This is a genomic window from Scopulibacillus daqui (genome assembly GCF_016908855.1).
In the GTDB taxonomy this organism is placed as follows: Bacteria; Bacillota; Bacilli; order Bacillales; family Sporolactobacillaceae; genus Scopulibacillus_A; species Scopulibacillus_A daqui.
The window spans coordinates 177,854-199,082 of sequence record NZ_JAFBER010000004.1 but is presented as its reverse complement, the minus strand read 5'-3'; the positions used below and the strand labels follow the sequence as shown (position 1 = coordinate 199,082).

Sequence of the window (21,229 nt, the reverse complement as noted above, 5' to 3'; positions counted from 1 at the left end):
GAACCTAAATAAGATGACCCCTATTCAATATAGGAATCATCTTCTAGGTGCTTAATCTCTTTTTTTATTGTGTCCTTGACATAGGTGCCAGTTTAGATACAGCGATAGACTCGAACTTTTTATCTTTAAAAGAAATGCTTCATCGCAAGTGTGTCACCGAGTCTGGGGATGAGGCCGGGGCAGTTAAAGATATTGTAATAGATATAGAACAAAAAAAGATAAAAGCGATAAAATTATCCGAAGGTTTTTGGGAGCGGTTAACCGGCAGGGGCATCAGATATTTGCCGGCGGCTGCAGTGATTAAATGGTCACCTGACCCTATAGTGATTAAAGAAGAAGCTAATGATCAATGGGTCGATAATTTGCAGCAATTAAAGTAAACAGGCAAAAAGGCTGCTGATTTTTTCTCGGTCCCTTTCTTTCGTATATTAGAAGGGCTGCTGCAGGGCAATAAACCGCCAAAAAAAACTCGCCATCGCGGCGAGCTTTTTTATGAAAATTTAACTTTCCTTTTTGTGACAGTCCATTTCCCACGGCTTGGACTTTTGACTAAGTTGTTATAGGTAAGAATATTAAGGTCTCTTTGAATGGTTCTTTGTGTCATATCAAATTCTTCAACTAATTCTTGTGTCGTTACGGTGCCCCTCTTTCGAATATATAAGTAGACGGATTTAACACGATTCAACATTCGATCAGTTGAAGGACTCACATAACCACTCCCTAACGTTTTAATTCATGGTCATTGCCCATGTTAAATTGTTTAATACTTATTCCCCTATTCTGAAAATTATTCAAACCATTCCCTTATTACAAGAATTCAACTAGGTTAAATGGCTCGTCCAAACGTTATTCTAGGGTGATAGTGTTCAAATCTATTGTAATTATATGGTTAAGGGAATGTTTATGTTACTCATATTACACACCAATTCCCTTAAAAAGTCAAATGATTATAAATATCGTGTCATCATACTATAGCCGGCATAAAAACTAAAACTCGCCGATTTGGCGAGTTTTAATCAATAAACCGAAATAAATCTCCTGATAGATACCGCTCTCCTGTATCATTTGTCATGCAAACCACGGCTTCTTCTGGCGACAGCTTCTTGGCTGCTTGCACAGCGGCGTACACGGAAGCGCCTGAAGAAGGGCCGACTAGAATACCTTCTTGGCTTGCAAGTCTTCTAGTCATATCATAGGCATCTTCGTCGGTAATTTTAATAATTTCATCAATAATGTTGAGATTAAGGATAGAGGGAATAAATCCAGGGCTAGTTCCAACCAGCTTATGCCTGCCGGGTTTTCCTCCTGATAACACGGGTGATCCAGCGGGCTCGACGACATGGATCGTCATGTCAGGAAACGCTTTTTTTAATGTTTCCCCGGTACCGGTTATTGTTCCTCCAGTGCCGGCTGTAGATACGAATGCGCTTAGAGGCTTCCCCAATTCTTTCATGGCTTCGATGATTTCAAGTCCTGTGGATTTGCGGTGAGCATTTGGATTAGCCTCATTTTCAAATTGCATTGGGATGAAGCTGTCTGGAATATCTTCAGCCAATTCATTAGCCTTTTTTATTGCACCGGGCATTTTTTCATCTGCCGGCGTTAGGACAACTTCTGCACCGTAAGCCTTAAGCAAATTTATTCTTTCTTGGGTTGAATTGTCGGGCATGACGATAATGGCCTTGTACCCTCTTGAAGCGGCATTCATAGCAAGGCCGATGCCTGTATTTCCCGAAGTCGGTTCAATGATAGTGGTTCCTTTTTTTAATAGCCCTTTATTTTCAGCTTCAATAATCATATTAAAAGCTGCGCGGTCTTTAACGCTGCGGCTCGGATTAAAGTATTCAAGCTTCGCATAGACACTGGCTCCGTTTGGATCGGTCACACGGTTCAGTTTGACAAGCGGTGTATTTCCTATTAAGTCTGCCATTGTTTCAACAGGTTTCATTGCAAGACACTTCCTTCATACCGTTAACTTTATTATCAATTATAGTAAAATTAAAGACATATGAAAAGAACGCTATGTAATGACTGCTTAAAATACCAAATTATATCAGAAAGGCGGTTGCATTAAAATGGAAAAACAGACCAGTTCGCATTATTTTATTGCTTTCCCTTTGCCGCTGAACGTAAGGAAACAGCTATATGATTGGGCAAATGTCTTGAAAAGTGATTTAAATTATCGTTATTGGACACATATAGAAGATTATCATATCACTTGTGTTTTTTTAGGCGAAACATCGGAAAATCAATTAAAAGAAATAAAAACACAATTGAACAAGTTCGCAAACGAATCTAAACCTTTTGAGCTGCATTTAAATGGTATTGGAACATTTGGAAGAAAAGATAAACCCAGAGTCCTTTACGGCGATATTCAAGGAGATGATCACCTATTTGCATTTCAGAGAGCTGTATATCAAATCTGTTCCAAAGCAGGCTTTGAGCTTGATAAACGTTCTTACCGTCCTCACGTTACAATTGCAAAAAAATGGGGTTCCGAGCAAGGTGTATCAATAGAAGAGCTTATATCCGAGAAAATTTCAATTCAAGAGATGAAATGGCTAAATACAGAAGCGGTCATTTATAAAGTTGTTCTTAATCAAACACCAAGGTATTTGCCGGTTGAACGGTTTGCATTAAAAGGACATTCTTAAAGAATGAAGAAGGCCGGCTAAGCAGGGGGCCGGTTCCTTGAAAAACTGGCCCTATTAACACTTCTTTTCTTTCTCTCAAACGGCGCATAGGTTTCCAATTTATTGAAGATGATCTATTAGTAATGGCTTAAATAAGCAAAGGATCGCGAAAGCCGCAGAGTCTAGTGGCAAAATGCTGTATTGAATAAGCAGCGGTGAAGGAGCACAAAACAGTTTTAATTAAGTTAAAAAAGTGGTATCCTATTAAGTGATTCTCTTTACATGACTCTATTGAATGATTGTGGCCAAAGCATGACTATTAAAATCTTTTGAATAGAGTTTGACATGCGTAAACCGCATTTTGGTATTAAAGGGTGACCTATCTTGATGCAATTTTTTGATAATGATGATTGGGTAATTTCGTCTGCCGGTGGCGTTACTGGTGAGGCTTATATCGCACAGTCAGGCAACGAGAAAATTTTTCTGAAGAGAAATTCGTCGCCTTTCCTTGCTGTGCTCTCTGCTGAGGGCATTGTTCCTAAATTGCTTAGAACTAAAAGGCTTGAGAACGGGGACGTTGTTACGTTTCAAAAGTACTTGAACGGCAGAGAACTTAAAGCAAGTGAAATGAAGAGTGATAAAGTCGCGCGTCTTTTGAAAAAAATTCATACGTCTGAGCCTCTTGTCTTCATGTTATCCCGCCTCGGGAAAACACCGATGACAACTGAATCAATTTTAAAAGACTGCCAAAAGCGCTACAGTAAACGTCAAAAGAACCCTGCTGTTGAAGAGGCGCTGATTTTTCTAAAACGTTCGGCAGGAGCGGCTGAATGCCCTGAGAAAGTGGTTTGCCATTCAGATATCAATCATAATAATTGGATTCTTAGTGAGGAAAACCAGCTCTATTTAGTAGATTGGGACCAGGCGGTCATTGCCGATCCTGCACTAGATTTAGCTTTATTATTGTATTGGTATATTGATCAGGATGAATGGAAAGATTGGCTGGAAAATTACGGACAGCCTTTAACTGACCATCTCAAATTAAGAATGCATTGGTATATGCTTTCCCAAACACTGCTGTTTATGTTTTGGCATCAAGATCACCATCAACCTAAAGAGGCGCTGCTTTACGAAAAGGATTTGCTTAAACTGAATCAATATTCTTGGCGCCATTTTAGCAGCTATTGCAGTTGATTAAGCCATTTTTGAAGATTATCCTTGTTATCTGACAGATGGGATTCGTAAGTGTTTAAAGCCATGCCTTGTTTACTATACTGATGGATGGCCTCAAGGATTTCATTTATTGGTTCATCCGCCGTTTCCGACAATAATGATTCTGTACTTCGGTGGAGCTGTTCATATTCCCTGACACTTGCGCTGCCATCATGATGATGGGTATTTAATATATCGCGAATTAAATGCAATTTATGCTTTTGAGACAGAACCAAAGAAAACCACTCCTTTATCTTTTTAAATTAGGATAAACGGAAGTGGTTTTTATTATACTTTCATTACAAGGCGCTGCCGATTATTTTAAGAAAGGAGGGTTTTATGATAAAATTTCCTTTGTGATTATTAAGGAGGATAACTTCATGAGAGTACGAAACAAACCATGGGCAAAAGATAAAATTGCTGAACATCCAAATATCGTTATACAAAATCCCGAGGAACATGCCGGCCATTGGCATCACTTATTTAACCGTCAAGCGCCCCTGCATTTAGAAATCGGAACCGGTAAAGGGAAGTTTATTACCGGAATGGGTGAGGCTCATCCAGACATTAATTTCCTGGGTATTGAACGGCAGGAAAGCGTTATTGTCACTGCGTTAGATAAATGTTTGGATCAACAGCTCAATAATGTCAAACTGCTGAACGCTGATGCCAGAGAGCTGACTGAATACTTTGCTGAAAACGAGGTTTCTGCTATTTATTTGAATTTTTCCGATCCTTGGCCAAAAAATCGCCACGAAAAGCGCCGCTTAACCTATCATACATTCTTAGCGCAATATCAATATATTCTAGAGAAAAACGGCCAAATCAATTTAAAAACTGATAATCAAGGATTTTTTGAATATTCGCTCGAGAGTTTTTCAAGATATGGCATGTTAATTAGAAACATCAGCTTAGACTTGCACCGTTCTTCATTTGAAGGCAACGTTACAACAGAGTATGAGGAGAAATTTTCAAAAAAGGGACAGAGAATTTACCGGTGTGAAGCTGTTTTCCGCGATGAATAAGGGAGCAAGCCCCAAACAAAATCTGCCAAAGAATAGGGTTCTTATGTTAAGCTTCTTTATAAGGGAAATATCTGTAAGGGGTTGAGCATAATGGAACAATTGCGTGTAGGGGATTATCAGTTAACCTGGCTTGACGGCGGCGTCACTCATCTTGACGGCGGAGCGATGTTCGGGGTCGTTCCTAAACCGCTCTGGCAAAGAAAATATCCAGCGAATGATAAAAACCAAATTGAATTAAGGACAGACCCGATTCTTGTTCAGGCACATGGAAAAAATATGATTATTGAAGCGGGAATAGGCAATCGGAAATTAACAGAAAAACAAAGAAGAAATTTTGGCGTAACAAATGAAAGCCGTATTGATGAGAGTCTTGAAAAACTGGGTTTAACGACTAAAGATATTGATGCTGTGCTGATGACACATCTGCATTTTGATCACGTTATTGGGTTATCAAAATGGTCAGAGGAAACCCTCGTGCCAACTTTTGAAAATGCTGTTGTGTGGACAACAGATATTGAATGGAATGAAATGAAACACCCTAATATTCGTTCCAAGGACACCTATTGGGAACAAAATTGGAAGCCCATAGAAGATCAAGTGGAAACTTTTACTAACGAAATAGATATTCTTCCTGGTCTTAAAATGCATCATACAGGCGGCCACAGCGACGGGCATGCTGTGATTACAATAGAAAGCGGCGGTGAATGCGCTATACATATGGCCGACATTATGCCGACCCATGCCCATCAAAACGTCAAATGGGTGATGGCATATGATGATTACCCAATGGATTCTATTAGAGAAAAACAAAAATGGCTGTCAAAAGGTTTGGAAAACGGCGCTTGGTTCACTTTTTATCATGATGCCTTTTATCGGGCAATAAAATGGGATAAAGAGGGTCATATGATTGACAAAATCGAGCGCAGCCGGTAATTGGCAAAGCTGCAACATAAAAAAGATGCATTGCAGCTTTGCAAGCATCTCTGCTCACGGTCTTTGGTTCTCTAAAGGGTTCATTAAAAGTTTAATAGACTAAATTTTCACACTCATTTGACTAGTTGTGTGTTATAATGAATTTTAGGAGGGGAAAAGATGGTAAAAAAACTATTTGTAACATTTTCAGCTGTTATGATCGTCTTTTTTAGTGCTTTTGGATTCATTGAAGCTAAAACGGTTACAAGTGGGAAGATGTATGATGCCATTAACAAGCAAAATAAAACAGGGCATTATGACTACAAAGACGGATCTCTACAATTACAGCACGTTCAGCAGATTAATCTTTCAAAGCCTGTCAAAGTTGACAAGGCAGGCAAAAAGGTAAAGATAACGAAGATTACAGCTGCTGTTGCATCGTACAAAACAGTAAGAGATAAAATATTTTACAAAGACTGGAATGATTATGTATATTATGCTCCTGAAATCAATCAGGTTTTAACAGCTGGGGACGTTAATAGTATTCCAGCTGTAAAAGATTTTCAAAAGAAGTATGCTTCCAATGTTACCCTGGAATTGGGACCCATTTTGGGACTGCTGGCGCTCTTAGTCATCGTGCCTTTGATCTTTTTATTTATCTGGAATAAACGCAAGTTTTCAACATTGGGATATAAAATCGAAAACGGCCTTGTGGATTTTGAATAGTTGATAAATTTAAAATAGGAGAACGATAATGATCGTTCTCTCATTTTTATTTGTATAAAGAGACCGCATCTATCTATGATCAAATGAAAAATAAATTTGACAACCCACATAGAATAAGGTGAGATTGAATGAAATTCGTGTGTGTGTGTTTACAAATTGCACTGCTATTTGTTTTTTATCTTATAGGCAATGAGTTGCAAAATCTTCTCCATTTACCTGTTCCGGGAAGCATTATCGGGATGATTTTGTTATTTCTGCTGTTATGTTTTAAAATTGTCCCTTTGAAATTGGTCGAAAAAGGCTCGCAATTTTTGCTTGCGCATTTACCGTTGCTTTTTATTCCAGCGACAGCAGGCGTGATGAGTTATTATCGGTTTTTTATGGGCAGCGGCATCTTTCTTTTTTTAACGACGATATTAAGCACTTTAATAGTGATGGCGCTCGCCGGCTATACGACGCATTATTTGTCAAAAAGAAAATCAATTCAATCTGCCTCGGGGAAGGAGGATCAAGCATGCCAAAAACAGTCATCGCAATCGCTATGATTTTGTTAACGATAGTGATTTATTATTTTATGACCCGTTTGTATCGCAAATATGCTTCGCCTTTCCTTATTCCTGTTTTAACATCCACGATATGCCTTGTCTTATTGCTTGTCTTATTTGGGGTTCCGTACAAAACATACATGGCGGGAGGAAGTTATATTAACACTTTTTTAGGGCCGGCCGTAGTCGCTTTGGCTTATCCTCTTTATAAACAAAGGGCTGTTTTATTAAAAAATCTCATTCCTGTACTAAGCGGCGTTGTCATTGGTTCGGTTGCCGGCATGGTCAGCGGCCTGTTATTTGCAAAATCTATCGGCGTTGAAAAAAGTCTGGTGATGTCAATTGTTCCGAAGTCTGTGACGACCCCGGTTGCCATGGGGATTTCAGAGGAACTTGGCGGAAAACCGTCCTTAACTGTTATTTTTGTGATGATTGCCGGCATTTCCGGGGCTGTCATGGGCCCGTATTTTTTAAAATGGTTAAGGATTAATACAAATTTAGGACAGGGTATGGCATTTGGAAGCGCCTCTCATGCGATCGGCACCTCCAAGGCTTTTGAATATGGGGAAAAGGTGGCAACGGTCAGTTCAGTTGCCATGACATTATGCGCGGTTTTAGATTCCGTATTAGGCCCTTTCATCGTTTGGATTTTTTACGGATGAAATTAGAAAAAAAGCTTGGTCATTTGCCAAGCTTTTTATTGCGCCTTCAAATCAAGGATCGTTCCTGTTGATGCATCTGCGATAAAATCGTAATGTTCGAGGTTTTCATTATTTTTGGCCGTTAAACCGCCTTTGTATACCTTATAAGTCAAACCATTTTGCTGATAATTTTCAGGACTAAGGTAAATCCAGGCGCCATCTATATCCAGCGCTTTTTTGGCAGTTTTTTTCACGAGCTGCATCACTTGCTCAGGGCTTAATGTCGACTTTTGCAAAGCTTTTTGCAATACATATCCTCCTGCCAAACCGACGCCGAATGCGATAGCTATGTTTTTAATTTTCATTTTTTCCACCCCTCATAGTAAAAAATCATCCTATTCTTAAAGTATACAGAAGAATAGAAAAGCAACCAAGAAAATAATTTTTATTTTTCTTCAAAAATTTGCTGTACGTTATAAACACATGCTTGCTTGCCAACAAGCCGCTTTTCTTTATAAGATAAATATAGGAATTGGCGTTTAAATCATATTTGAAAGGGAGTTAGCCATGAATAATGAGTCACTGGAACTTTTTAAGACATTGACAGAATTGCGGGGGACCTCGGGATTTGAACACGAAGTGCGCCAGTTTATGAAACAAGAACTTAAAAAATATTCCGATGAATTGCTGCAAGATCGTTTGGGAAGTGTTTTCGGTGTGAAAAAAGGGAAAGAAAACGATCCAAAAGTGATGGTTGCCGGCCATATGGATGAAGTCGGATTCATGATTACACAAATTACCGATAACGGCATGCTGCGGTTCCAGACACTAGGCGGCTGGTGGAGTCAAGTCTTGCTTAGTCAACGGGTGCAAATTTTAACTGACAAAGGAACAGTAATCGGCGTTATTTCATCTATTCCTCCCCACCTTTTGGAAGACGAGCAAAAGAAGAAACCTATGGATGTTAAAAATATGCTTATTGATATAGGGGCTGATGATAAGGAAGACGCTTTGAAATTAGGCATAAAGCCTGGACAAGCCGCTGTGCCTATTTGTCCGTTTACACCGATGGCTAATAAAAAGAAAATATTGGCCAAAGCCTGGGATAACCGTTACGGCTGCGGTCTGGCTATTGAGCTGCTTAAGGAGCTTAAAGACGAGTCATTGCCGAACACGCTCTATTCCGGGGCAACGGTTCAAGAAGAAGTAGGTCTAAGAGGGGCCAAAACAGCTTCGAATATGATAAAGCCTGATATTTTCTTTGCGGTCGATGCATCGCCGGCAAATGATATGTCTGGAGACAAACAAGCATTTGGAAAATTAGGTGAAGGAACGCTGTTAAGAATTTTTGACAGAACAATGATTACGCATCGGGGCATGCGGGATTTTGTTTTGGATACTGCTGAAACTCATCGTATTCCTTATCAATACTTTATTTCACAAGGCGGTACGGATGCGGGGCAAGTACATACAAATTTGGAAGGCGTCCCTTCTGCTGTTGTCGGTATTTGTTCGAGATATGTGCATACGTCAGCATCGATGATTCATATCGATGATTACGCTGCTGCAAAAGCTTTGCTCATTGAATTAGTCCGAGCTGCAGATAAATCAACGATTGCATCAATTCATAGCAATGGCTAAATGGCTGTTATACAATTTATAGGTGCTTAATATTTTTTGTAAGCAGCCAGACTATAATTTTCTTTCGCTTCAAAAAAGGTGGTCATTCATATGGTAACGATCGGTGTAGGTTCGCAAAACCCAGCGAAAATAAGTGCGGTAGAACGTTTGAGTGAAAATTTTGATATCGCTGTTCAATCTGTTGCAGTCCCTTCCGGCGTATCCGATCAGCCTAAGTCTGATAACGAAACAAAGCAAGGAGCTGTTCAAAGGGCAAGGGCTGTATTAGAAAAAAGCAGCGCAGATTTCGGAGTTGGTCTTGAAGGCGGCATTATGGAAATCGATCAACAGGTTTTTGTTTGTAATTGGGGAGCGCTGGTTGACCGGAACGGACGGGTATTTACAGCGAGCGGCGCGCGCATCCCTCTTCCCGAGCCAATAGTAAAAGGGCTTCGTGCCGGACTTGAATTAGGAGATGTTATAGATCAATATACGAATCAGCTGGATGTCCGCAAAGGCGAAGGTACAATCGGTATTTTATCAAATGGCTTAATCAAACGAGATGATATGTTTTATCATATCATGCAATTGCTTTATGGGCAGTATCTATTTTACAGTAAATGAAAAGGGTGAGAGCTTCTCACCCTTAAATGCTTCTTTAAGCGAAAATATATTTAACGGCTTCCAGCGCTTGATCCTCGTTTTCCACAACTACCTGTGCTTTGTTTGATAATTCTTTTAGGGCATGATGAAGTTTATTTGGGCGGATCAAAATAAGCGGTTTTCCTTGCGCCGCTGCTTCTCCTGCATCAACAGCAGTATTCCACTGTTTGTATGATTCGCCAAAATAAGCAATAACTAAGTCTGATTTTTTCAAAAGAATTTGAGTTCTCAAGTTATTGATAGCTGAAGCTGCTTCATCCTTTAGAACAGGATTCGGCTGTTTTCCCAGAATTTCTTCGCCGATGTTATCAGATCGGTCATGATCTTCCATTGGGCCGACAAATGATACCGGCAATTCCATAGCCTGCGCTTTTTGACGTATACTTTCTCTCCACGGGTCATGGATTTGTCCGGCCAAATAAATAATAATATTCATCATAAAATCCCCTTTCTTATTTCATTCGCTTAAAAATTCTAACATATAAATAGCTGTTCATCTATGTAACAGATTTAACAACTTTATGTTCATTATGTCAAAACGGTCAATTATAGTGGACAAATTCCGTATCATTTAAAGTACTCCGGTTTTTAGGCCGGAAACAGCAAAAATATTTTTCAGCTTTTTTAATCAGCGTTAGCTTAGTTTGGTTTATATTGTATATGTAACATGGTAAAATGATTACGAGCACGAGTAGTGGAGTGAGACCATGGACAGTAAAGAATTAAGAAAAATATTAGAAGCAAAATTAAAAGGTAAAAATAGAATCTTTTCGTATGATCAAAAGCAAGATAAACTCAGAATAGAAAACAGCAAATCAAAAAAAGGCATAACGCTTTCATTGCCGGGCATTCTTAATCGCTATGAAACCGAAAAGGAAAAAGCGATTGATGAAATTGTATATTACGTTGAAGAAGCAATGAACGTTATGAATGAATCGCAAACGCTGTCCGGAAAAGAGAAAAAAATCTTTCCGGTTATTCGTTCGACATCGTTTCCGACAGAGACTAAAGACGGAAAGCAGCTTTTATATAAAGATCATACCGCTGAGACGCGAATCTTTTTTGCTGTTGATTTAGAATTATCTTATCGATTAATTGATAAAGAATTTATGGAAAAGGAAAACGTTGACGAACAAACCATACAGGAAATGGCCAGCTTCAATCTTCGCTCATTGCCTAATAAAATGAAAAAAGATGTCGTCGCAGGAAATGCATTTTACTTCATTAATTACAATGATGGCTATGATGCGAGCAGGATTCTTAATCAGCAATTGCTGGATCATATGAAAGAAAAAGCAGAAGGTCAGCTGACCGTTGCTGTTCCGCATCAGGATGTTTTGATTTTCGGCGATATAGTAAATGACAAAGGCTATGATGTATTAGGACAAATGGCCATGCACTTTTTTACAAATGGTAATATTCCGATTACTTCTCTCCCATTTATGTATGGCGATAAAGGATTGGAACCGATTTTTATTCTAGCAAAAAATAAACCAATAGACGAAGATTAATACGGGTATGAAAGGGGAATATATATGAATATTTTTTATAATCGCGAAGGTGTTGGCGATACGCTGATGATTCAGCTTTCCGCCAATGATGCGGAAGTGAGGGGTGTTGAAAAGAAGGGGGATATTGCCCGGATTTTTGATGCTGAGTCAGGAGAAACATTAGGGTATAATCTGTTTAATATTTCCGATTATCTTGAATTCGAATCTGATAACAGCAAAGTTAAAATAACTTCCAGCCTTGTCGAGGACCTCAATCAGCTGCTTAAAGATAAAGGTTTCAAAGAAACATTAACATATGATGACCGTCCTTCATTCATCATTGGCCATGTTGTTGAAAAGGAAAAGCATCCAAATGCTGATAAGCTGAGCATTTGCAAAGTAGATATCGGCGATAAAACTTTGCAAATCGTATGCGGTGCACCAAATGTAGAACAAGGCCAGAAAGTCGTCGTTGCACGTGTAGGGGCAGTTATGCCGAGCGGAATGTTAATTAAAGAAGCTGAACTTCGCGGCGTGCCGTCATACGGCATGATTTGTTCTGCGAAGGAATTAGCTTTGCCAAATGCCCCTGAGAAAAAAGGCATTCTTGTCCTTGATGATAATCAGCCTGTTGGCGGGGATTTCTTTTTGTTAAATGAAAATCACTAGTTTATACTAGTGGTTTTCTTATCATATCGGAAAACATGTTTTTGAAAAGAGGTGAAAACCATTGTCAAGCTGGTGGAAACGATTTTTTAGTTTAGATGATGATGAAGATTTCAATGAACTGGAAAGGGAGATTGAAGAGGAGCAGGAATATAAAGCAAGAGACCAGCAATCGTTATCAAGAAGGAACGAACAGGTAGGCCGGCTGGAAGATCCTAATCGCCGTGTGCATGTCAGGATGACTCATCAGTATCCCGAGAAAAAATCCCGTCCCTATGAAACATATAGACAGCCGGCATCTTACCAGGCGGATAAAGAACATATCCAAATCGAAGAAGGGGACGAGAAGAAGAAGCCTTTTACACCTACTCAAGTGCCGTCGCCGGTTTACGGGTTTCGAAAACCGCCTAAACGCCCGAGTGTTCCAGATGCTCGGAATCAGCGGAATTCCGGCCGCTCATTGGTTCAAAAGGAGGTTCCTCCTTCCAGTCCGCAAAGCCGTAGCCTTATGCGAAATAAAAAGGAGCCTGAAACACTAAGAGAATTACTAAATGACAAAAAGTCTAAAAGAAAATCAGCCGAAGAAAACCCTATTGAACAAAACACTCATGAAAAGGCAGCAAATAAAGCTGATATGAATGCGGAAAAGCTTGTTCCAATTGAAAATAATAAGAAAATCAACGATGAACAAGAATCGGCACGCACCCATTTACATAACAGCAGAGCAGCCAATAACGAAAATGCTTCAAATGCCGAGGATCGTTCCGATATAGCACCGGCAAACGAAAAAGAAACGAATGAACAAAAGCGTCCAAATATCCCTTACAAGCCGCGTCGGCGCTCATCGAAAGTGCCATATAATGTTTTAATGTTCAGATCAGATAAGAACGCACTGCAAAAGCAAGACCGCTCCTTAAAAAAGGATAAACCATCACAAGAGAACACAGGGACACAAGGGCCGAAAGAAAATGAAGATCCTGAGCAGCACAGGGAGCCCTTTCATTTATCAAAAACATTGCTCAATGCACCGCCTGAAACCCAGGAGCAAGAAGAAGAAAATTGGATTCGTGAAAAGCAAAAAATTCTTCAAGAAACACTGGAAAATTTCCGGGTGAAAGCTGAGATCGTTGACTATGTACAAGGTCCGGCTGTCACAAGGTACGAGATTCGTCTTCAGCCTGGCGTAAAGGTGAACAAAGTCATTAACTTAACCGAAGATATAAAGCTGAGCATGGCCGCCAAACAAATTAGAATAGCGCCTGTTCCAGGCAAAAATACTGTTGGAATTGAAATACCTAATGATATTAGAAAGCCTGTCTATTTGAAACATCTTTTAGATTCACCTGAATTTAAAGAGCATCAATCGCCGCTTGCCGCTGTTCTCGGACAAGATATCTCCGGTGAAAATGTTGTCACCGATCTAGCCAAGATGCCTCATGGATTGATTGCCGGTGCGACAGGGTCTGGAAAAAGCGTTTGTATCCACTCGCTTATTTTAAGTCTTATATACAAAACTTCCCCTGAGATGCTCCGCTTGATTCTTATTGATCCTAAAGTTGTGGAGCTCGCTGCATATCAAAAATTGCCGCATTTGGCCGCACCGGTCATCACTCAGCCTAAGGAAGCATCAATGGCGTTAAAATGGGCTGTTGATGAAATGGAACGAAGATATCAAATGTTTGCAGACGCGGGTGTTCGTGATATTGGCAGGTTCAATCAAGCTGTTGATCATGCATTGATTGATGGAGAAAAAATGCCATATATCGTTATCGTTATTGACGAACTTGCCGATCTTATGATGGTTTCTCCTCAGGATGTAGAAGAGGCCATTTGCCGTATCGCACAAAAAGCGAGGGCTGCAGGCATTCACTTGCTTCTGGCTACACAAAGGCCTTCGGTCGATGTTATTACAGGACTTATCAAGTCGAATATTCCAACCAGAATTGCCTTCAGCGTCTCATCGCAGGCAGATTCGCGAACAATTATTGATACCGGCGGTGCTGAAAGGCTGCTCGGACAAGGTGATATGCTATTCGCGGAAAATGGCGCCAGAGAAGTTAGGCGTTTGCAAGGATGCTTTGTCTCTGATGAAGAAATCGACAGAGTGACTGAGGCGCTCGCACAAATGGATGCCCCTCCTTATTTGTTTGATAAAGAGGATATGCAGCAAGCAAAGTATGAAGAGATTGACGAAGAGGATAACCTGTTTGAAGAGGCCGCCTACTTTGTCATTGACCAGGGGCAAGCATCAGTATCAAGTCTGCAAAGAAAGTTCCGGATCGGCTATAATAGAGCGGCTAGACTTGTTGATCAGCTTGAAAGTTTAGGAGTTATCTCGGAAGCGAATGGCAGCAAGCCGCGTCAGGTTCTCATGGAAAGGGATAAGTTTGAAGAGCAAGTTCTCGGCCATGAAGTTTTATAAGAAGATAGGCTGAAAGTCTGGAAAGTTGCGGCAGGACAGTTTGGGGTGAGACCGCGAAGGACGCTTGAACAGCTCTATTTAATAAGGCAAAACCATTTCTCGCTGCCGCCTGAAGCAGGTTTTGAGGCGTTATGCTCGAGCCTTCCTTTCCCTTAGAGGTGCGGCTTCCCATTGTTTTCGTTCAGAGCCGTTCGGGAATCATCGCTTGTTTCCTCTATTTGAACACGATGTGAAAATATTATTTTTACAATCTGGCGCATTAAGGTTAAAATAGAGGACGGATGGTTTTTTGCGTTATGTAAAGAAGAAACATGTTTCAAGCAGTATTAGCGATAATATAAGGAGAATAGCTGTAACATGAAGGAGATAGAGTTAAAACTTCAAGGGAAAATCAAAAGGCTTACAAATCAAACATTTAAATTTGATGAACGAGTTGGCGAGGGATGGTTTTCCGCGGTCTATTTTTTAAAATCTTGTGAGATTGCCGAGAAGTACAAACCGGACAACATTGTTACGATGCAATTCTTTCAGAAAAAGGATGCAGTATTGTGCGGAACCGACGAAGCGATTGCGCTAATCAAAACGTTCGCCAAAAATCCTGAAAACTTGGAGCTTTATTCGTTAAAAGACGGAGATAAAATCTCGCCTTATGAAACGGTTATGACGATTACAGGTCCGTATCAAAATTTCGGCTTTTTAGAAGGAATTATTGATGGTATACTAGCGAGAAGGACATCCGTTGCAACCAATGTCTACGATGTTGTGAAAACGGCAAGACAGTCAGGCATCCAAAAGCCTGTTATCTTTATGGGAGATCGAGATGATCATTATACTCAGCAAGCAGGCGACGGCTATGCGGCTTATATCGGCGGCTCAACAGCTCAAGCTACCCATGCTATGAATGAATGGTGGGGAAAGCACGGCATGGGGACGATGCCGCATGCGCTTATTCAATTATTCGAAGGAGATATTGTGGCTGCGACCAAAGCCTACCATGAAAGTTATCCGGATGATGAATTAGTGGCGCTTGTTGACTATAATAATGATGTCATTACAGACAGCTTAAAGGTAGCAAGAGCTTTTGGAGATAAACTCAAAGGTGTACGCATTGATACATCGAAAAATATGGTAGACAAATATTTCTTTAGAAATCCAAGTGTTCTTGGCAAGTTTGATCCAAGAGGAACTAATCCGGCCCTTATTTTCGCTTTGCGCGATGCGTTGGATAAGGAAGGGTTCCAGCACGTGAAAATCGTTGCAAGCGGCGGATTTACAATGGAAAAGATTAAATTCTTTGAGGAAAACAATGTTCCGGTTGATATGTATGGCGTCGGCAGCAGTTTGTTAAAAATAAATATTGGCTTTACAGGAGATAATGTCATGCTCAATGGCAAGCCGCAAGCCAAAGAAGGAAGAAAATATCAGCCAAATCCGCGGCTTGAGAAGGTTGAACTTTAATTTGAACATGATATTTTAGGAAATAAAAGTAATAACAAACCGTTCTTACTGGGCATATAGTGTCTGTAAGCAACAATAGAGAGGTTTTTTGGAGGTCTATTTTATGACAAAGTACCACTTTGTAGGAATTAAAGGCACAGGAATGAGCGCCTTAGCCCAAATTCTTCATGATATGGATGAGGATGTTCAGGGTTCTGATGTTGAAAAACGCTTTTTTACTCAAAAAGCATTAGAAGATAAACATATTAAAATTTTACCCTTTGATAAAAATAATATTAAAGAAGGTCAAGTGATTATTGCTGGGAATGCTTTTCCTGATAATCATGAAGAAATTGTTCAGGCAAGAGCGATGGGGCTTCCCGTTCACCGCTATTTTGATTTCCTCGGCGACTTCACGAAAAAGTTTACAAGTGTAGCCGTCACGGGTACTCACGGGAAAACGTCAACAACCGGTTTGCTGGCTCATGTTTTTAAAGGCTTTGCGCCAATATCGTATTTAATAGGAGATGGCACTGGCCACGGCCAAAAAGACAGTCGATATTTCATTTTCGAATCTTGTGAATATAAACGCCATTTTCTGGCTTATGATCCGGATTATTGTATTATTACAAATATTGATTTTGATCATTCCGACTACTATAAGGGTCTGGATGATGTGGTTGATGCGTTTCAGGAAATGGCATTAAAAGTCAAGAAAGCGATCATCGCATGCGGAGACGATAAAAAGCTGCAAAGCATTAAAACAAACGTGCCGATTATTTATTACGGCTTTGATGAAGAAAACGACTTTCAAGCAAGAAATGTCAAAACAACTGAAAAAGGATCAACATTTGACGTATTTGTACGCAATGACTTTTACGGCAACTTTACAATACCTGGTTATGGAGACCATAATGTGCTTAATGCATTAGCCGTGATTGCTTTCTGCCACTATCAAAATGTTCCTTTAGAACTTCTGAAAAACCGTTTGGTTTCATTTAAAGGCGTCAAAAGACGTTTCAGCGAAAAAGTTCATGGCTCTCAAATACTTATAGATGATTATGCTCATCATCCGACTGAAATTAGAGCTACCATTGAAGCGGCTAGAAAAAAATACCCTGATAAAAAGATAATAGCTATTTTCCAGCCGCATACGTATACACGGACAATGACCTTTTTAGATGATTTCGCAGATTGTCTGAAAGATGCCGATCATGTCTATCTATGTGATATTTTTGGCTCTGCAAGGGAAAATGAAGGGAAGCTGTCTATTAAGGACCTGCAGGAAAAAGTGCCTGGAGCCGGCTTTCTCACATTAGATACAGTGAGCGAGTTAAGCAAATATGATAACAGTGTTCTGCTGTTTATGGGCGCAGGGGATATTCAAAAGTTCCAATCAGCTTATGAAAATGCATAGCAGCTCAGATTTTTCGAATCATCCTTCTACGTTTTAAATCGGTGTAATAATATGTTTTGTTTAATACAACACTATTATGGGAAATGTATGAAAAAAGGAGGTTCCATTGTGATCATTATTTTGTATTTAGCTGTTGCTGTACTGGCAGTTGCATTTGCTGTTCTCGTGTATTTCGTTTCGCAGACGCTGCGTTCAGCCCAACAAACATTAGATAATGTCGCAAAGACAATGAGCAGTATCGAAAAGCAAATGCATGGTATCACGGAAGAGACAACGCAACTCTTACATAATACCAATCAATTATTAGAGGATGTAGAAGGCAAATCGAAGCAGCTTAATCCAATTTTTGAATCTGTCGGCGGCATTGGAAGAACGATTAAGGGCGTTAATGAATCAGTGCAAAACATCACATCCACTGTTACAAGAAAAAGTGAAGAGCATTCTGAACAAGTGGCCCAAACGATACAATGGGGGCAAGCGTTCATTGAATTATGGAGCAAGTGGAGAGCGAAGAAGGCTTCTGAAAAGCAATAAGTCCTATTTTCGTCTTAACTTATATTGATGATTAAAATCTGTTTTCGATCCGTTTCCTTAAAGCGATGTGATGATTGCTTTAAGGAACGGGTAATTTTTATAAGGGAGGAAATGAATGATGAGCGAGAAAAAAGTCGGTACAAAAGGTTTTCTGGTTGGTGTTTTAGTAGGCGGTACTGCCGGAGCGTTAACAGCATTGCTTTTATCCCCGAAATCTGGCAAAGAAATTCGAAGCGGCATTAACTTACAGTCGCAGACATTAAAGAAGAAAAGCAATGATTTAGCACAATTGGCATTAGAAAAATCTACGAGTATTGCAAAAAGCGTGACCGATCAGTCATCCAATGTTGTTACTAAAATGAAAGACTGGCAATGCTCATTCAAAAAAGATAAAAAAGGCGTTGACGTAAGCCCGAAACAATCTAAGGAACATTCATTTCCAAAAGACTACGATGAAAATAAATGATATAGCTTTGTCAAAAATAATTTCTGAAAATAAAAAACTGGGTGTTATGCCCAGTTTTTTATTTTTGTCAAAGTTAATTAATTAAAATACAGATTAAAATGCGTTATAATACAGACAGGACATTTTATGGCAGACGGCAGATTGAACTTAGTCAATCCAATGTAAATTAATTCTTATGCGTCATTCAAAGGTTTCTTTTATGTGCAGTTAAGGTGGTTTGCTTGCGGGGCAGCAGGATTTCAGTGCTTAAAGGCCATAATTAGAGATTTTGAGTGTAGAAACTCTAGGACATGAATGATGGGGGCTAGGGCTATGAATGTTGTAGAAATGGATAACCTTAAAAAAAAACTGGACGAGATTGATATTAAATTACTGGATACTTTAAATGAAAGAGCAAAGTTAGTCAAAGAAATGATCCATCATAAAAAGCTTCAAGGGCTGCCTGCTTTCGATCCTGTTCGCGAAAGGGAAATGCTGAATCATATTGCAAAAAATAACCAAGGGCCGTTTGCAGCCGAGACCCTTCAGCATATATTTAAAGAAATTTATAAAGCGGGCTTAGAATTGGGAGAAAATGATAACCGCAAGGCGCTGTTGGTTTCACGCCGCAAAAAGGCTGAAGATACGATTGTGCAAGTAAATAAAGACAGCATTGGCGATGGGAAGCAAAGATTAATTGCAGGTCCTTGCTCTGTTGAAAGTTATGAACAAACAGCGAAGGTCGCCGAAAGACTAAAAGAACATGGACTGACCTTGCTGAGAGGGGGCGCTTTCAAGCCAAGAACGTCACCATATGATTTTCAGGGTTTGGGATTAGACGGCCTGAAAATATTAAAGCGGATTGCAGATGAGTATCAATTATCCGTAATAAGCGAAATTGTTTCGCCGAATGATATTGAAACTGCCGAAGCATACGTAGATGTCATTCAAATCGGCGCTCGAAATATGCAAAACTTTGAATTGCTGAAGGAAGCCGGTCAATCAAGGAAACCAATTTTACTTAAAAGAGGTCTTGCTGCAACCATAGAGGAATTTATGAATGCGGCTGAATATATTATTTCATCCGGCAATGAAAATATTATCTTATGTGAACGCGGCATCCGAACATATGAAAGGGCAACGAGAAATACATTAGATATTACCGCTGTTCCTATTTTAAAGCAAGAGACGCATTTGCCGGTCTTTGTGGATGTGACCCATTCAACTGGCAGACGGGACTTGCTGCAGCCAGCGGCAAAAGCCGCCATGGCCGTCGGTGCAGATGGTTTGATGGCTGAAGTGCATCCTGATCCTGCTGTGGCTCTGTCTGATCAAGCACAGCAAATGGATCTGGAGCAATTCGATCATTTTGTCAGCATATTAAAGAACTTCGGGCTTCATACAAATAAAAATGAATGAGCAGATGCCCCTGCCTTCAAAGGCTTGGGGTATCATTTTTGACGTCTGTTCTGTTTACAAGTTTTATTTTTTGTCAAATAATTGTTGACTAATAACTGTTAAAATGATAGAAATAACGGGTATTATTAAAAATAGTCGAACTTAATATATGAAAAAATGATTTGATCGTTAAGATTAATATCGTTCTGGTTATAATGTAAAGTAACGTATAGTTTTTTGAGGAGGAAGTTGTTAATGAGCGCAACAATTTATGATGTGGCGAGGGAAGCGGGGGTTTCAATGGCGACCGTTTCCAGGGTGGTCAATGGAAATCCAAATGTCAAACCGACAACCAGAAAAAAGGTTTTAGATGCTATTGAAAGATTAGGTTATCGTCCAAATGCTGTGGCACGAGGCCTCGCAAGCAAAAAAACAACGACTGTAGGCGTCATTATTCCTGATATTTCAAGTATATTCTTTTCTGAATTGGCTCGGGGAATAGAAGATATTGCAACGATGTATAAGTACAATATTATTCTTAGTAACTCAGATCAAAATCCAGATAAAGAAATACATCTCATACATACATTACTCGGCAAACAAGTGGACGGCATCGTTTTTATGGGAGGAAAGATCACTTACAGGCATGTAGAAGAGTTTAAAAAGTCGCCTGTTCCAATTGTATTAGCTGCAACTGTTGATGGACATAAAGAAATTCCATCGGTTAATATTAATTATGCACAAGCCGTTTTTGAAGCTGTATCTCATTTTGTCGGAAATAATCACAAAAAAATTGCTTTTGTATCCGGTCCGCTCGATGATCCGATTAACGGTGTTTACAAATTAGATGGCTATAAAAAAGCCCTTGAAGAAGGCGGCTTAGATTACGATGAGAAATATGTTGCAGAAGGCGATTACACTTATGACACGGCAAAAGAAGTAACCGCTCAACTCTTGCAATTAGAAGACAGGCCAACGGCTGTTTTGGCCGGAACAGATGAAATGGCCCTCGGCGTCATTCATGAGATTCAAGATCAAGGCATGAATGTGCCTGATGATGTTGAAGTCATCAGTTGTGATAATACTAGATTGGCGCAAATGGTTCGGCCAACGCTCTCCAGTGTTGTACAACCTATGTATGATATCGGTGCTGTTGCTATGAGGCTGCTTACTAAATATATGAGCAATGAAGAGGTAAAAGAACACATCGTTGTTCTGCCTCATCGCATTGAGCTTAGAGGATCTACAAAATAATCGGAAAAGAACCGGGGAATGTGAACTGACCCCTGTCTACTTGACAGAGTCAGTTCAATTCGCACCCGGTTCTTTTCTATTATAAATATCATGGCGTCTATGGAAATCTCAATTTTTGTTTATTTCATTTATTAAAGAAACACATGTTAATTGAAAACAGTAGATATAATGCAGCAGTATTCACCTGAT

The 21,229-nt window shown here is 39.8% G+C and carries 24 protein-coding genes; 19 read left to right on the top strand and 5 right to left on the bottom strand.

The window, feature by feature from the left end; genetic code table 11:
• Nucleotides 1–47: 47 nt before the first annotated feature.
• Nucleotides 48–380 carry a PRC-barrel domain-containing protein gene (locus JOD45_RS05320; protein WP_205002824.1) on the top strand — a complete coding sequence of 111 codons (333 nt, stop codon included), beginning with the start codon at nucleotides 48–50 and terminating at the stop codon, nucleotides 378–380.
• Nucleotides 381–490: 110 nt separating this feature from the next.
• Here the strand turns inward: JOD45_RS05320 and JOD45_RS05315 are convergent, their stop codons facing one another.
• Entirely contained in the window at nucleotides 491–709 is a 219-nt protein-coding gene (locus JOD45_RS05315; RefSeq protein WP_205002823.1) for a DeoR family transcriptional regulator, read from the bottom strand.
• 303 nt (nucleotides 710–1,012) lie between these two features.
• Entirely contained in the window at nucleotides 1,013–1,948 is a 936-nt protein-coding gene (gene cysK, locus JOD45_RS05310; protein WP_205002822.1) for a cysteine synthase A, read from the bottom strand.
• 127 nt (nucleotides 1,949–2,075) lie between these two features.
• Here cysK and thpR point away from each other — a divergent pair, with 127 nt between their 5' ends.
• Both thpR and JOD45_RS05300 read left to right on the top strand, forming a co-directional pair.
• On the top strand, nucleotides 2,076–2,654 hold the full coding sequence (thpR, locus tag JOD45_RS05305; protein WP_205002821.1) for an RNA 2',3'-cyclic phosphodiesterase: 579 nt from the start codon (nucleotides 2,076–2,078) through the stop codon (nucleotides 2,652–2,654).
• A gap of 366 nt (nucleotides 2,655–3,020) precedes the next feature.
• Nucleotides 3,021–3,827, top strand: coding sequence for a phosphotransferase family protein (locus tag JOD45_RS05300; protein WP_205002836.1), 807 nt, complete (start codon nucleotides 3,021–3,023; stop codon nucleotides 3,825–3,827).
• Here JOD45_RS05300 and JOD45_RS05295 read toward each other — a convergent pair.
• Nucleotides 3,815–4,081, bottom strand: coding sequence for a YtzH-like family protein (locus tag JOD45_RS05295; RefSeq protein WP_205002820.1), 267 nt, complete (start codon nucleotides 4,079–4,081; stop codon nucleotides 3,815–3,817). The two genes, JOD45_RS05300 and JOD45_RS05295, sit on opposite strands and share 13 nt — an antisense overlap.
• Nucleotides 4,082–4,225: 144 nt before the next feature.
• Here JOD45_RS05295 and trmB point away from each other — a divergent pair, with 144 nt between their 5' ends.
• From trmB to JOD45_RS05270, 5 genes are all read left to right on the top strand, one after another.
• Entirely contained in the window at nucleotides 4,226–4,870 is a 645-nt protein-coding gene (gene trmB, locus JOD45_RS05290; protein ID WP_205002819.1) for a tRNA (guanosine(46)-N7)-methyltransferase TrmB, read from the top strand.
• Nucleotides 4,871–4,960: 90 nt separating this feature from the next.
• Nucleotides 4,961–5,803, top strand: coding sequence for a YtnP family quorum-quenching lactonase (locus tag JOD45_RS05285; protein WP_205002818.1), 843 nt, complete (start codon nucleotides 4,961–4,963; stop codon nucleotides 5,801–5,803).
• Nucleotides 5,804–5,962: 159 nt separating this feature from the next.
• Nucleotides 5,963–6,508, top strand: a complete 546-nt coding sequence (locus tag JOD45_RS05280) for a hypothetical protein (protein ID WP_205002817.1) — start codon at nucleotides 5,963–5,965, stop codon at nucleotides 6,506–6,508.
• Between the two features lie 128 nt (nucleotides 6,509–6,636).
• A complete protein-coding gene (locus JOD45_RS05275; protein WP_205002816.1) occupies nucleotides 6,637–7,053 on the top strand; it encodes a CidA/LrgA family protein in 417 nt (138 codons plus the stop codon).
• Nucleotides 7,023–7,715: an LrgB family protein gene (locus JOD45_RS05270; protein ID WP_205002815.1), complete on the top strand. Its 693-nt coding sequence runs from the start codon at nucleotides 7,023–7,025 to the stop codon at nucleotides 7,713–7,715. Before JOD45_RS05275 ends, JOD45_RS05270 begins: the two co-directional genes overlap by 31 nt.
• A 35-nt stretch (nucleotides 7,716–7,750) precedes the next feature.
• On the opposite strand, the gene JOD45_RS05265 is transcribed toward JOD45_RS05270, so the two are convergent.
• Entirely contained in the window at nucleotides 7,751–8,059 is a 309-nt protein-coding gene (locus JOD45_RS05265) for a PepSY domain-containing protein (RefSeq protein ID WP_205002814.1), read from the bottom strand.
• A gap of 202 nt (nucleotides 8,060–8,261) precedes the next feature.
• Here JOD45_RS05265 and JOD45_RS05260 point away from each other — a divergent pair, with 202 nt between their 5' ends.
• Both JOD45_RS05260 and JOD45_RS05255 read left to right on the top strand, forming a co-directional pair.
• Nucleotides 8,262–9,335 (top strand): M42 family metallopeptidase, encoded by a 1,074-nt coding sequence (locus JOD45_RS05260; RefSeq protein ID WP_205002813.1) that lies wholly within the window; start codon nucleotides 8,262–8,264, stop codon nucleotides 9,333–9,335.
• Between the two features lie 90 nt (nucleotides 9,336–9,425).
• Nucleotides 9,426–9,938, top strand: coding sequence for a DUF84 family protein (locus JOD45_RS05255; RefSeq protein ID WP_205002812.1), 513 nt, complete (start codon nucleotides 9,426–9,428; stop codon nucleotides 9,936–9,938).
• 34 nt (nucleotides 9,939–9,972) lie between these two features.
• Here JOD45_RS05255 and JOD45_RS05250 read toward each other — a convergent pair whose 3' ends face one another.
• Complete coding sequence (locus JOD45_RS05250; protein WP_205002811.1) at nucleotides 9,973–10,413, bottom strand: YtoQ family protein; 441 nt, start codon at nucleotides 10,411–10,413, stop codon at nucleotides 9,973–9,975.
• Nucleotides 10,414–10,684: 271 nt separating this feature from the next.
• Here JOD45_RS05250 and JOD45_RS05245 point away from each other — a divergent pair, with 271 nt between their 5' ends.
• The 9 genes from JOD45_RS05245 to ccpA all read left to right on the top strand — a co-directional run bounded on the left by JOD45_RS05245 (nucleotide 10,685) and on the right by ccpA (nucleotide 21,040).
• On the top strand, nucleotides 10,685–11,488 hold the full coding sequence (locus JOD45_RS05245) for a DUF1444 domain-containing protein (RefSeq protein ID WP_205002810.1): 804 nt from the start codon (nucleotides 10,685–10,687) through the stop codon (nucleotides 11,486–11,488).
• A 24-nt stretch (nucleotides 11,489–11,512) separates the two neighbouring features.
• A complete protein-coding gene (ytpR, locus tag JOD45_RS05240) occupies nucleotides 11,513–12,136 on the top strand; it encodes a YtpR family tRNA-binding protein (protein WP_205002809.1) in 624 nt (207 codons plus the stop codon).
• A gap of 61 nt (nucleotides 12,137–12,197) precedes the next feature.
• Nucleotides 12,198–14,555 (top strand): DNA translocase FtsK, encoded by a 2,358-nt coding sequence (locus JOD45_RS05235; RefSeq protein ID WP_205002808.1) that lies wholly within the window; start codon nucleotides 12,198–12,200, stop codon nucleotides 14,553–14,555.
• Nucleotides 14,556–14,912: 357 nt separating this feature from the next.
• Nucleotides 14,913–16,013: a nicotinate phosphoribosyltransferase gene (locus tag JOD45_RS05230; protein ID WP_205002807.1), complete on the top strand. Its 1,101-nt coding sequence runs from the start codon at nucleotides 14,913–14,915 to the stop codon at nucleotides 16,011–16,013.
• A 103-nt stretch (nucleotides 16,014–16,116) separates the two neighbouring features.
• Nucleotides 16,117–17,409, top strand: coding sequence for a UDP-N-acetylmuramate--L-alanine ligase (gene murC, locus JOD45_RS05225; protein ID WP_205002806.1), 1,293 nt, complete (start codon nucleotides 16,117–16,119; stop codon nucleotides 17,407–17,409).
• A 108-nt stretch (nucleotides 17,410–17,517) separates the two neighbouring features.
• Entirely contained in the window at nucleotides 17,518–17,943 is a 426-nt protein-coding gene (locus tag JOD45_RS05220; protein ID WP_205002805.1) for a DUF948 domain-containing protein, read from the top strand.
• Nucleotides 17,944–18,061: 118 nt separating this feature from the next.
• Nucleotides 18,062–18,409, top strand: coding sequence for a YtxH domain-containing protein (locus JOD45_RS05215; RefSeq protein ID WP_205002804.1), 348 nt, complete (start codon nucleotides 18,062–18,064; stop codon nucleotides 18,407–18,409).
• Between the two features lie 312 nt (nucleotides 18,410–18,721).
• Entirely contained in the window at nucleotides 18,722–19,807 is a 1,086-nt protein-coding gene (locus tag JOD45_RS05210) for a bifunctional 3-deoxy-7-phosphoheptulonate synthase/chorismate mutase (protein ID WP_205002803.1), read from the top strand.
• A 234-nt stretch (nucleotides 19,808–20,041) separates the two neighbouring features.
• Nucleotides 20,042–21,040, top strand: a complete 999-nt coding sequence (gene ccpA / locus JOD45_RS05205; protein ID WP_205002802.1) for a catabolite control protein A — start codon at nucleotides 20,042–20,044, stop codon at nucleotides 21,038–21,040.
• Nucleotides 21,041–21,229 lie beyond the last annotated feature (189 nt).